Raw genomic sequence first — 11596 nt, 5'->3', positions numbered from 1 at the left:
CGGTGGTGGCAAGGATGCCGGCATTGCGTCAAGGGGAGTTGCCGGCACCATCGTCATCCGCCGCAGGCGGCTTACAGCCGGGTGCGGCGACACGGATAGGACGGGTTCCAACAGGAGCGCCAGTCGCCCGGTCGATGGTGACCGGATCGATCTCGGTTCCGGTCTCGGCGTCGAAGAAGCGGGTGACGTCACCGCCGCCGCGGTGTTTGCGGCCCCAGGCGCCGATCGCAAACAGCACCGGCAGAAAGTCGCGGCCGGCTTCCGTCAGCACATATTCGTCGCGCGGCGGACGCTCGGAATAGCGGCGTTTTTGCAGCAGCCCTTCCTCGGTCAGCGATGACAGCCGCCCCGTCAGCATGGTCGGGGCGATGCCGAGGCTTTTTCGAAAATCATCGAAGCGGGTCAGCCCCGCATGGGCGTCGCGCATGATCAGCATGCTCCACGCATCGCCGACAAGCGCCAGGCTGCGGGCGATCAGGCACGGCTGTTCCGAAAGATTCCTCATGTCGATATCTTTTTAGTAGTGACTAGCTATCGATTTGATAGTAACAGGTTGCGCATGGATGTTCCACGTCAAAACGAAGGCGCGTCGACGAGCAGGAGAGAACCCGGCATTGCCTGGTTTCAACCGGCTTCCCGATTGAACCTGCATTGCCGCGCCGCCGGCTCCTCACAGAAACGAAAGTTCGTGCCATGAAAACATTCCTGATCGATCGCTACAAGAAAGGCGGCGCCCTCAGGCTCGGCCAGAGCCCTGAACCGCAGCTGCGCGAGAATGACGTCATGGTCGAGATCCATGCCGCCAGCGTCAACCCGCTGGATGCCAAGATCCGGGACGGAGAGTTCAAGCTGATCGTGCCGTACCGGCTTCCGTTGGTGCTCGGCAATGATGTCGCCGGCGTCGTGGTGCGGGTGGGCGCCAATGTCGGCCATTTCAAGCCCGGCGACCAGGTCTATGCACGGCCCTGCCAGGATCGCATCGGCACGTTCGCGGAGTATATTGCCATCGACGCTGCCGATCTCGCGCTGAAGCCCGCCAATCTCGGCATGGAAGAGGCCGCATCCATTCCGCTTGCGGCACTGACCGCATGGCAGGCGCTGATCGAGCGCGCCAAGCTGCAGAAGGGGCAGAGGGTGCTGATCCATGCGGGCTCCGGCGGCGTCGGCACCATCGCGATCCAGCTTGCCAAACATCTCGGCGCCCATGTGGCGACGACGGTGAGCACGGCAAACGTCGATCTGGTGAAAGGCCTCGGCGCCGACGTGGTGGTCGATTACAAGAAGGACGATTTCGAAAAGCTGCTGAAGGGCTATGACGTCGTGCTGAACAGCCTCGGCAAGGACACGCTGGAGAAATCGCTCGCCGTCCTCAAGCCCGGCGGCAAGCTGATCTCGATATCGGGTCCGCCCGATCCCGATTTCGCCAGGGAAAACGGCCTCGGCTGGCCGCTGCAGCAGGTCATGCGCTTCTTGAGCTTCGGCATCCGGCGGAAATCGAAACGCCGGGGGATCGGCTATTCCTTCCTCTTCATGACGGCGAACGGCGCGCAGCTCGGCAAGATCACCGCGCTGATCGAGGCAGGCGCCATCCGCCCCGTCATCGACCGGACCTTCCAATTCGAGAAGACCAACGAGGCGCTGGCCTATGTGGAAACGGGACGCGCGAAAGGCAAGGTCGTCATCGCGGTGAAGTGAGGTAGAGGCGCGTCACGGTCGCTGCCGGTAGGCAGAGGGCGTGACGCCGGTGCCCAGCTTGAATGCCCGGGTCATGTGGCTCTGGCTGCTGAAGCCGCAGGCCGAAGCGATCTGCGCGATGGGATCCGTGCCTGATAGCATCGACTTGGCGCGCTCGACACGCCGGTGGGCCACCCAGCCATGCGGGGACACACCATAGCTTGCCCGGAACATCCGCTGAAAATGAAAGGCGCTGAGCTGCCCGATGGCTGCCAGATCCTGCAAGCGGATCGTCTCGTCGAGATGGGCCTCGATATAGTCCACGATCCGGCGCCTGATATGAGGAGCGAGCCCGCCGCTGATGGCGCGGGAACGCATCCCTGCGTAACGCGGATCAACGAAGAAATCCTTGATCGTCTGCGTCATCGCTTCTTCAGCCAACAGATGGTCGCCCGCCGACATCGCTTGCGTCATCTGCCGAAGCGTACGCGCCAGGGCGGGTGCATCCGCGAAGGTCGCTTCGGGAAGGACCATAAGCCTGGAATCGCGGTCAAACGTCTCGGCAAACATCCGGCGCATCTGATCGTCCGGAACGTAGAGATGGACGAATTCGAAAGGGTCGGTGATTTCCCATTCGGACGAGTGCCCCTGCGGCATGATGCACAGGGCTCCGGGCCGGCCCCGCGCCGCGGAGCCGCCATCCAGACGGCGCGTTCCGGCGCCGCCGGTGAGATAGAGGCTGAACGTATGTCCGTCCGGCCGCTCATAGCTCATCCTGTCGCTGCCATTGCTCCAGAGGGCCGCCGATCGCCCGAACCCCAAATCGATCGACTGCGACATGAGAGCAGAGGGGGATGCGGACAAAAAGCTGAAAACCGAGAGGCGGCTATCTTTCACCTATTCTTCCTCACACCTGTACGTCCTCGCGAATAATACCGGTGGACGGTCCGCGTGGCGAGCAGGAAGTCCGGGGCAATAAATTTCGTAGCAAGAATCTGCAAGAGCCCGGCTCACGGTTGGCCTATCGATCGAGAAAACGAGGATCACTCCATGGCAAATGCCGCTCTCTTCATCGCGACCGTCCTGATATGGGGGACGACCTGGATCGCCATTGCGATGCAGGTCGGTCCCGTGCCGGTCCTGGTCTCGGTCTTTTACAGATTTGCGCTCGCGGCCGTGATCCTCGTCGCCATCCTGGCTGTCATGCGGCGGCTGAAGCTGCCTGCCTTGCGCGATCAGCCTTTCATCCTTGCGCAAGCGCTCTGCCTGTTCAGCCTCAATTTCATTTGTTTCTACAACGCCGCCGGCTATATCCCGTCCGGGCTGATTTCTGTGATCTTCTCGCTCGCAACGATCTACAATGCCGTCAATGCGCGCCTGTTCTTCGGCGACCGCATTACCGGCCGCACGCTTCTGGCAGCCGCGCTCGGCGCCACCGGCCTCCTCCTGCTGTTCGCAGAGGAAATTGGCGTCGATTTCAATCTGGGCACGTTGAAAGGGATCGGGCTCGCGGCGCTCGGCACACTGTTCTTCTCGCTCGGCAATATGGCGTCGCGCCGAAACAGCGCGGCCGGGATCTCACCGCTGACCGCCAATGCCTGGGGCATGACCTATGGCGCGATTTTCCTCCTCTTCTTGATTGCCGTGACGCAAACGTCGGTCGTGGCGCCGCCCGACATCAGGTATCTTGCCGCACTGCTCTATCTCGCAGCAATCGGATCGGTGATCGGCTTCACCACCTACCTCATGCTGGTGTCGCGCATCGGCTCCTCACGCGCCGCCTATGCCACCGTCCTGTTCCCGATCGTCGCCCTGTCGCTGTCGACGGTCTTCGAGGGCTACCACTGGACCGGTCTCGGCCTGATCGGCCTGGCGCTGACGCTTCTCGGCAACGTGGTCATCTTTGCGCGGCCTCCAGCCCGCCGCGCGCTGCAAGCAGAGGCGAGGGCGCCGGCGGGCGAGTGAGATCAGCCGACCGGCTTTTGCAGGACGTCGAAGCGTGGATTGGTTTCGGAAAAGATCGGCAGGGCGGCGGCGCCGAGGATCGCGGTATCCTTGCCGGTCATGCCGATCATGACGCGGGGCACCATCCGCTTTTGATTGGGGTCGATCGGGGTGTGCAGCGGCTCCAGCCGCTCGGCAAGCCGGGCCATCAGCGAGGTCGAGATACTGCCGCCGAGCACGATGGTCTGCGGATCGAAGGCGAGTTCGAGGAAGTCGAGGGTCTGCCGCAGCGGCTGGACGGCCTGGCCGAGCCAGGCGTCCAGGCCTTCGCCGCCCTCGGCGATCCGCGCGTCGAGATCGTCGGGCGATAGCTCCTCGGCATTGGCGATGCCCATGAATTCGTAAGCGACGGTCGGCGAGACGTAGCGGTCGAGGCAGCCGCGCTTGCCGCAGCTGCAGAGTTTGCCGTGCGGCTCGACGATGATATGGCCGATCTCGCCGGCATTGTTGCGGCTGCCCTTATAGAGATGGCCGTCGAGGAACATTCCGGCGCCGATGCCGCCGCCGCCGGCCAGAAACAGATAGACGAAACTGCTCAAACCGCGGGCGACGCCGTGAAGACGCTCGCCGATCGCGGCTGATGTCGCATCGTTTTCGACCAGCACCGGCACCTTGACCCGCTGCTCCAGCTCATGCCCGACCGGAAAATCCTGCCAGCCGGGCAGGTTCTGCGGGCTGAGCGAAGTGATGCCGCCAGCGGCATACCGGCCGGGCAGGGCCATGCCGACGCCGAGCAGCCGGTGCCGGTCGAAGGCGAATGCCTGCTGCAGATCCTCGACGAGCGCTTGCAGAACCGGCATCGCCCTCTGCGGATCGGGATGTTCGACATGGCGCTCGATGCGGGCGCAGACGGCGCCGGAAAGATCCGTCAGGACGCCGCTGGCGCGCTGGCGGCCAAGCTCGAGGCCGATCGAATAGGCGCCGGCGGGATTGATCGAATAGGGGATGATCGGCTGGCCGCGCGCCAGCTTCTGCGCCTCGGCCGGAACGAGAAGATGCGAGCGCTCCAGTTCCTCGACGATATTCGACACGGTCTGGGCGGTCAGCGCCGTCATCCGGGCGATCGCCGCGCGCGACAAGGGACCGTGCGTCCGCACGGCCTCGATCACCACACGCCGGTTGTGAGATTTGGCCTGCTCGAGATTCGTGCCGGAAATCGCCTTCATGTGACCTTCAAAGGAAATGGTGCCTCACCCTTGTCACAAGACGGATAGCGATGAAAGCCACATTCTTTGTCAGGTCTATTCAACCTCGGCATCGGCACGCGCAACGGCAAGGCGCCGCTGCAGCAGGCCGAGGATCGTGATTCCTGACAGGCCGGTGACGGCGCTCAGAATGGCGGTTCCGGAATAACCCGCGACCGATGTGCCGACAGCAAAGACCAGTGCGCCGATCCCCGCACTCGCAAAAATATTGACCGAGATCAGCGCGCTGCCGAGGCCCGGCCGATCGGCAATGAGATCCTGCAGATAGGTGATCGGAATGCTGATGATCGCCGCAGCCCCGATGCCGGCGAGCAAGGTCAGCGCATAGAGGTGCCACGGCTGCGAGGCAAAGCCGAGAAGGCTTAGGAACAGGGCATAGATGATCGTGCCGGCGGCAAGCGCCGTCATCTGGCCGGTCTTCCGCGCAATCCGCGACCAGACGATGATGAAGACGACCTCCAGAAGCGCGACGATGCCGACAAGGATGCCGACATCGCTCAGCCCGCCATGCGCAGCACCTGTGGCGATCAGCGGCAAAAGCGCGTCATTGAGATGCAGCGTGCTGGTGATCAGCGCCACCCCTGCGATATGCGCCGAAATCCGCGGCGAAACCACCTGCCTGAGCGCCCCGAGATAGCTGAGGTGGTGAGCCGCGGCCATCTCCGTTCCCGCCCGCTTCGGCAAGGCGAAGAGGATGATGGCCTGGCATAGCAGGCAGGAGACGGCGGCGAAGAGATAGGCCGGCAGCATGCTCGATGCGCCCGAAAGCACCAGGCCGGTAATGCCTGGGATCAGCACCCAGGAGAGCGAGATCATCGCGCGCACGCCTGAATTGGCCGTCACCATGTCATTCCGGTTCATGCCCTGCATCGCCGCGCGCGCATTGGCAAACAGCAGCGAATTCAGCGCCCCGAAGATCGGCAATGGCAGCAGCCCGCTGATGGCGAAGATGGCCGCGCTCGGAAAGGCATAGACCATGCCGTAACCGACGATGCCGAAGATGCAAGCGCCGATCATCGCCGAACGGTATTCGCCGAGCCGGTCGGCAAGATTGCCGAGCAGGACGCTGACGACGACGTTCACCGCCGCCGAGGCGAAGCTCAAGAAGGAATAGAGGCCATCGCTCAGGCCCAGTTCGCGGATGCCGACGATCGAGCGATAGGGCGCCGTCATCGCCCCCGCCATTCCGAAAGTAAAAATGGCGATCATGCTGGCGCGGATCGCCGGATTGCGGAAAACGTCGGGGAAGAGGCGGCTCATGGGGTCATCAATTGTCAGGGAAATCGGCAGGCGCAGCCGCGGCGGGCAGTCCGGAAGATCATGCTATCGTTTCAGCTCGAAGATCGCAGCCCTGAATTTCAATAATGCTCCGATTGCGAGAAGGTCCGCGCCAGTTCGGCCTGGCCGGCGGTGAGGCCGCAATCGACGGGCAGGCAGACGCCCGTAATGGCGGCGGCGAGCGGACCGGCCAGGAAGCCGACGGCATTGGCGACATCCCGGGGATCGACGACCCGCTGCAGCGGATACCAGCGGCGCGCTTCCTCGAAGACATTCGGATTGGCGGCGGCGCGTTTCTCCCAGGCCTGCGTCTTCACCGTGCCGGGCGCGACGGCGTTGGAGCGGATGCCGAACTTGCCGTATTCGACGGCGACCAGCCGGGTGAAATGCAGCAGGCCGGCCTTGGCGGCGCTATAGGCCGGGTGCCCGAAGACATTCATGCCGTTGACCGAGGCGATGTTGACGACGGAGCCCTTCGACGCCTTCAGCATCGGTTCGAAGGCGCGGAAACACAGGAAGGCGGCTTCGAGATTGAGCGCATTGTCCGCCCGCCAGATCTCCGGCGTCGTCTCGTGCAGGCTGGTGGCCCGCGCCGCACCGGCATTGTTGACCAGGGTTCGCACCACGCCGGCCTCGGCGGCGCGGCTGACCAATTCCGCTATGCTCGCCTCGCTGGTCACATCACAGCCGGCAGCGACGAAGCGATCGGCCGGGCCGAGCTTCGAAGCGACGGCCGCCGCCGCCGCGGCATCGATATCGGCGAGCAGCACGACATCATGGTCATCGGCGAGGCGGGCGGCAATCGCCGCGCCGATATCGCCGGCCGCGCCGGTCACGATCGCTATCGACTGGGTCATTTTCCGTCGCTCCCGTTCATCAGCCTCAATCTCCAAGCAATTGCCGGTCGTCGCCGTCGCGGTGAATGACGAGCTGCTGCTTGATGCGCCGCAGCGTGGTCGTCGCCTTCGGCTGAACCGCATAGGCGACCAGGCTCGACAGAATATCGACCGTCGCGATATAGGCGATGCGTGTCGAGGTCGGGCGGTAGATATTGTTGCCCTCGGGCAAGTCGATCGGCACGACGATTTCGGCCGCCTTGGCGACCGGGCTTTCCGTCTGGGTCAGCGCGATCGTCTTCACCTTGGCGCCGCGGGCAAGCTCGAAGGCCCGCACCAGCTCCAGATTGCGCCCCGAAAACGACGAGCCGATCAGCACGTCGCCCGGCCTTGCCGCGGCCGCCATCATCAGCTGCATGCTGTGATCGGAACTTGCGGTGATGCGAAGCCCGAGGCGGAAGAGGCGGTTCTGCAGCTCGTCGGCGATCATCGACGAATTGCCGCCCGAGCCGAAGGCATAGATCATATCGGCCTTGGCGATATGAGAAACGGCGGCTTCGATCGCCGCCAGATCGAGCGAGCGATGAAGCAGAAACAGCGCGTTCTGCGCCTTGGTGATGATATCCTGGGCGACATCGGCCGGATCGGTGCTTTTCGATTCCGGCTTGAGATAGCGCACGCCGATATGGGCGGTGCGGGCGAGCTGCACCTTGAAATCGGAAAAGCTCTCGCAGCCGAGCCGCCGGCAAAAGCGGGTGACGGTCGGCGGCGAGACTTCGGCCCGTTCGGCAAGCTCGATGATCGAGGCGTTCACCGCGAACTCGAAATCGTTGACGATGATCTCGGCGATGCGGCTTTCGGAGGGAGAGAGCCGGCCCTTGTCTTCCTGCAATGTCGAAAAGATATCCAAAGCCGCTCCCGCCCTTATTCCTTATGCATCCTTCTTTTTATAGGCCACGCAGTCGATCTCAACCTTGCAATCGACCATCATCGACGATTGCACACAGGCGCGCGCCGGCGGATGCTCGCCGAAATACTCCTGATAGATCTTGTTGAAGGTCCAGAAGTCGCGTGGATCGTCGAGCCAGACGCCGACGCGCACGACATCCTCGACGCCGTATCCGGCCTCGTCGAGTATCGCCAGGACATTGGCGATCGTCTTGTGGGTCTGGGCGATGATGTTGCCGTCGATGATCTCGCCATCTTCCATTGCAACCTGGCCGGAAACATAGAGCCATCCGTCGGCCTCGACCGCACGCGCGAAAGGCAGCGCCTTGCCGCCGGCCCCCGTTTGAACAGTGCCATAGCGCTTGATGGGCATGCTGAAGTCCTTGCAAATTATTTTCTTGATAAGTTGACAAATGACCATAGAAAGCAGAATTTGACCAGTGAAAAACATGGATTATGAAAAGAATTTCAATCCGGGGCTGATATGCGCGACCCTTTCCAGAATCCTTTCCCCACCGACAACGCCCGGCAGGCGATCTGGGAAATGCTCGTTCCGCGCGATATCGATGCTTTTCTCGCCGCCGACTGGTCGAAGGTCGAGCATGATTTCGTCGAAGAGGGCTTCATCGGCATCGATGCCCAGAAGCAGGTGAGCCCCGACCGGTGGCGCCTGGCCTTTCCGACGCTGTCGGCCTATCGCCAGGAATGGCTGAGGCAGGCGAAGGATTTCGCCGAGCAGAGCTTCGCGGAAGATCCCCGCACGGCGATCTTCACCACGACGACGCTCGAGGATATCGAGATCGAAGGCGAGACGGCGCTGGTGCGCAAGAAATTCGACGGCGGCATTACCAGGGCTGACGGCACCCGCGACGTGCTGCAATGGCAGACGCTCTATTATTGCAGGCTGCACCAGGGGCGCTGGAAGATCTCAGGTTTCACGGGCTACCTGCCGAACCCGATGGGCTAAAGCGGGAAGACAACACGAAGGCGACTTTCTTGCGCATTTTCACGGCGGCATTGGCGACCGAGACCAATACTTTCTCCCCGATCTGCGTGGATCGCCGCGCATTCGAAGCCTCGCTTTATGCGCCCCCCGGCCAGCACCCGGAGACACCGACGCTCTGCACCGCGCCGATCACCGTCGGCCGCCGCGTCGCCCGGGAAAAGGGTTGGCAGCTGATCGAAGGCACCGCCACCTGGGCCGACCCCGCCGGCCTCGTCAACCGGGCGACCTATGAGGAACTGCGCGACGAAATCCTTGGCCAGTTGAGAGCGGCCATGCCTGTCGACGCCGTCGTCATGGGCCTGCATGGCGCCATGGTGGCAGCCGGATACGAGGATACCGAAGGCGATCTTCTCCAGCGCATGCGCGAGATCGTCGGGCCTGACGTCCTCATCTGCGCCGAACTCGATCCGCACAGCCACCTGACGGCCAAACGCGTCGCCGCCCTCGATTTCGCCGTCTATTTCAAGGAGTTTCCGCATACCGATTTCGTCGACCGCGCCGAGGATCTCTGGCGCATCGCCGTCGACACGCTGGAAGGCCGGGTCAAGCCCGCGATCTCCGTGTTCGACTGCCGGATGATCGACGTCTTTCCGACCTCGCGCGAGCCGATGCGCTCCTTCGTCGACAAGATCATGCGGATCGAAAAGGATGATCCCGATATCCTGTCGATCTCGGTGATCCACGGCTTCATGGTCGGCGACGTTCCCGAAATGGGAACGAAGCTGCTCGTCGTCACCGACAACAAGCCGGAAAAGGGCGCAGCCTTGGCGCGCGACCTCGGCCTCGAACTCTTCTCCAAGCGCGGCACCTTCATGGTGCCGCAGATCGACGAGAGGGAAGCCGTCTCGCGTGCAGTGGCCGCCACCGCATGGCCCGTCGTCATCGCCGATGTCTGGGACAATCCGGGCGGCGGCACGGCGGGCGACGCGACCGTCATCCTCGCCGAGCTGATGGCCCGCGGCGTCAGCAGCGCGGCCATCGGCACCATCTGGGATCCGATGGCGGTGCAGATCTGTTTTGCGGCAGGCGAGGGGGCGGAAATTCCGCTGCGCTTCGGCGCCAAATCGGCGCCCGGCACCGGCAATCCGATCGACGGCACGGTCAAGATCGTCAGGCTGGTGAAAAATGCCGAGATGCAGTTCGGCGAGAGCCTGGCGCCGTTCGGCGATGCCGCCCATATCGTGCTCGACGGCATCGACATCATCCTCAATTCGACGCGCGCCCAAAGCTTCGATCCGAGCCTGTTTTCGGTGATGGGCATCGATCCCGCCAAGCAGAAGATCCTGGTGATCAAATCCACCAATCACTTCTTCGCCTCCTTCTCCAGGATCGCCGCCGAAATCCTTTACTGCTCCGCCGGAACGCCCTATCCCAATAATCCGGCGACGACGCCGTACCGGCGGGCGCCGAAGACGATATGGCCGATCGTGGCCGATCCACACGGAAGAGAACGCGGAGCCGCCTGAATGCCTGATCGCAGCTTTGCCGTCGTCGCCAAGGCAGGAGACCGGATCGCCGATCTCTCGACGCCGCGCCCCGTGATCGACGAAGACCGGCTGGCTGCCAACATCGCCCGCGTTCAATCCTATATGGATGAGCACGGGCTGAACTTCCGCCCGCATATCAAGACCCACAAGATCCCGGCGCTCGCCGTCGCCCAGGTCTCCGCCGGCGCCAAGGGCATCAATTGCCAGAAGGTCACGGAAGCCGAGGTTTTCGCCGAAGCCGGCTTCAACGACATCCTCATCACCTTCAACATCCTCGGACAGCAGAAACTCGAGCGCCTGGCCAGGCTGAACGAGCGCATTTCTGATCTCAAGGTCGTCGCCGACAGCGAACAGACAGTCGACGGGCTGGCAGCGCATTTCTCCGGCCACAAGCCGCTGACGGTGCTCGTCGAATGCGACACCGGCGGCGGCCGCTGCGGCGTGCAGACGCCGGAAGAAGCAGCCTCACTTGCCAGGCGCATCGCCGCTGCCGACGGCCTCACCTTCGGCGGCATCGTCACCTATCCGAAGCCGCAATCGGCAGCCAGCGTCGAAGCCTTCATCACCGAGACGCTGGACCGCCTGAAATCCGACGGCATCGCCTGCCCGATCGTCAGCAATGGCGGAACGCCGAGCCTGTTCGAGGCGCATCTCGTCAAATCCGCCACCGAACACCGCGCCGGCACCTATATCTACAACGACCGCCAGATGGTGCGCATGGGCCATTGCACCGAGGACGATTGCGCCATGCATGTGCTGGCGACCATCGTCTCCCGTCCGACCGGCGACCGCGCCGTCATCGATGCCGGCTCGAAAGCGCTGACCTCGGATCTCCAGGGCTTCAGCGATTACGGCCTGATCGTCGGCTATCCCCAGGCGCGGATCACCAGCCTCTCGGAAGAACACGGCGTGATCGATCTCTCCAACTGCACCGGCCCCCGGCCGCAGATCGGCGAAAAGCTCTTCATCATCCCGAACCACACCTGCGTGGTGTCGAACCTGTTCGACACGATGGTATTTCATCGGGGTGGTGTCGTGACCCGCGTCGAGCAAGTCGCGGCCCGTGGGCTGGTCTGGTAGGGGTCGGTTCGGTTGAGGGCGAAATGACTCTGAGCATGTAAGGCCGCAGTTATTGGTGGATTGCTGGCGATCTCCGTA

At 63.1% G+C, this 11596-nt stretch carries 12 protein-coding genes; 5 read left to right on the top strand and 7 right to left on the bottom strand.

The window, feature by feature from the left end:
* Positions 1–28 precede the first annotated feature (28 nt).
* Positions 29–505 (bottom strand): helix-turn-helix domain-containing protein, encoded by a 477-nt coding sequence (locus tag QMO80_RS25465; RefSeq protein ID WP_283201110.1) that lies wholly within the window; start codon positions 503–505, stop codon positions 29–31.
* A 188-nt stretch (positions 506–693) separates the two neighbouring features.
* Between QMO80_RS25465 and QMO80_RS25460 the strand changes: the two genes are divergently transcribed.
* Complete coding sequence (locus QMO80_RS25460; protein WP_283201109.1) at positions 694–1695, top strand: NADP-dependent oxidoreductase; 1002 nt, start codon at positions 694–696, stop codon at positions 1693–1695.
* Between the two features lie 12 nt (positions 1696–1707).
* Here the strand turns inward: QMO80_RS25460 and QMO80_RS25455 are convergent, their stop codons facing one another.
* Positions 1708–2448, bottom strand: coding sequence for an AraC family transcriptional regulator (locus QMO80_RS25455; protein WP_283201221.1), 741 nt, complete (start codon positions 2446–2448; stop codon positions 1708–1710).
* A 276-nt stretch (positions 2449–2724) separates the two neighbouring features.
* Between QMO80_RS25455 and QMO80_RS25450 the strand changes: the two genes are divergently transcribed.
* On the top strand, positions 2725–3639 hold the full coding sequence (locus tag QMO80_RS25450; protein WP_283201108.1) for a DMT family transporter: 915 nt from the start codon (positions 2725–2727) through the stop codon (positions 3637–3639).
* A gap of 2 nt (positions 3640–3641) precedes the next feature.
* On the opposite strand, the gene QMO80_RS25445 is transcribed toward QMO80_RS25450, so the two are convergent.
* The 5 genes from QMO80_RS25445 to QMO80_RS25425 all read right to left on the bottom strand — a co-directional run bounded on the left by QMO80_RS25445 (position 3642) and on the right by QMO80_RS25425 (position 8318).
* Entirely contained in the window at positions 3642–4844 is a 1203-nt protein-coding gene (locus tag QMO80_RS25445; RefSeq protein ID WP_283201107.1) for an ROK family transcriptional regulator, read from the bottom strand.
* A gap of 75 nt (positions 4845–4919) precedes the next feature.
* Positions 4920–6143: an MFS transporter gene (locus tag QMO80_RS25440; protein ID WP_283201106.1), complete on the bottom strand. Its 1224-nt coding sequence runs from the start codon at positions 6141–6143 to the stop codon at positions 4920–4922.
* Between the two features lie 98 nt (positions 6144–6241).
* The gene (locus QMO80_RS25435) at positions 6242–7018 is read right to left on the bottom strand and encodes an SDR family oxidoreductase (RefSeq protein WP_283201105.1); all 777 of its coding nucleotides are present in this window, start codon (positions 7016–7018) and stop codon (positions 6242–6244) included.
* A 25-nt stretch (positions 7019–7043) separates the two neighbouring features.
* The gene (locus QMO80_RS25430) at positions 7044–7907 is read right to left on the bottom strand and encodes a MurR/RpiR family transcriptional regulator (protein ID WP_283201104.1); all 864 of its coding nucleotides are present in this window, start codon (positions 7905–7907) and stop codon (positions 7044–7046) included.
* Between the two features lie 21 nt (positions 7908–7928).
* Positions 7929–8318, bottom strand: coding sequence for a RidA family protein (locus QMO80_RS25425; protein ID WP_183610415.1), 390 nt, complete (start codon positions 8316–8318; stop codon positions 7929–7931).
* Between the two features lie 111 nt (positions 8319–8429).
* Here QMO80_RS25425 and QMO80_RS25420 point away from each other — a divergent pair, with 111 nt between their 5' ends.
* From QMO80_RS25420 to QMO80_RS25410, 3 genes are read left to right on the top strand one after another with little or no spacing between them, the layout of a single operon-like run.
* A complete protein-coding gene (locus QMO80_RS25420) occupies positions 8430–8912 on the top strand; it encodes a hypothetical protein (RefSeq protein ID WP_283201103.1) in 483 nt (160 codons plus the stop codon).
* Between the two features lie 29 nt (positions 8913–8941).
* On the top strand, positions 8942–10417 hold the full coding sequence (locus tag QMO80_RS25415) for a M81 family metallopeptidase (RefSeq protein ID WP_283201102.1): 1476 nt from the start codon (positions 8942–8944) through the stop codon (positions 10415–10417).
* Complete coding sequence (locus QMO80_RS25410; protein ID WP_283201101.1) at positions 10418–11518, top strand: D-TA family PLP-dependent enzyme; 1101 nt, start codon at positions 10418–10420, stop codon at positions 11516–11518.
* Positions 11519–11596 lie beyond the last annotated feature (78 nt).

Origin of the sequence: Rhizobium sp. BT03 (genome assembly GCF_030053155.1) — a bacterium.
In the GTDB taxonomy this organism is placed as follows: domain Bacteria; phylum Pseudomonadota; class Alphaproteobacteria; order Rhizobiales; family Rhizobiaceae; genus Rhizobium.
The sequence above is the reverse complement of the archived record's forward strand: the minus strand, read 5'-3'. Positions and strand labels throughout refer to the sequence as shown.

Bases quoted from the DNA above. Each gene is read 5' to 3' on its own strand.
- QMO80_RS25465 (WP_283201110.1), bottom strand. From the start codon at position 505: ATGAGGAATCTTTCGGAACAGCCGTGCCTGATCGCCCGCAGCCTGGCG.
- QMO80_RS25460 (WP_283201109.1), top strand. From the start codon at position 694: ATGAAAACATTCCTGATCGATCGCTACAAGAAAGGCGGCGCCCTCAGG.
- QMO80_RS25455 (WP_283201221.1), bottom strand. From the start codon at position 2,448: ATGAGCTATGAGCGGCCGGACGGACATACGTTCAGCCTCTATCTCACC.
- QMO80_RS25450 (WP_283201108.1), top strand. From the start codon at position 2,725: ATGGCAAATGCCGCTCTCTTCATCGCGACCGTCCTGATATGGGGGACG.
- QMO80_RS25445 (WP_283201107.1), bottom strand. From the start codon at position 4,844: ATGAAGGCGATTTCCGGCACGAATCTCGAGCAGGCCAAATCTCACAAC.
- QMO80_RS25440 (WP_283201106.1), bottom strand. From the start codon at position 6,143: ATGAGCCGCCTCTTCCCCGACGTTTTCCGCAATCCGGCGATCCGCGCC.
- QMO80_RS25435 (WP_283201105.1), bottom strand. From the start codon at position 7,018: ATGACCCAGTCGATAGCGATCGTGACCGGCGCGGCCGGCGATATCGGC.
- QMO80_RS25425 (WP_183610415.1), bottom strand. From the start codon at position 8,318: ATGCCCATCAAGCGCTATGGCACTGTTCAAACGGGGGCCGGCGGCAAG.
- QMO80_RS25420 (WP_283201103.1), top strand. From the start codon at position 8,430: ATGCGCGACCCTTTCCAGAATCCTTTCCCCACCGACAACGCCCGGCAG.
- QMO80_RS25410 (WP_283201101.1), top strand. From the start codon at position 10,418: ATGCCTGATCGCAGCTTTGCCGTCGTCGCCAAGGCAGGAGACCGGATC.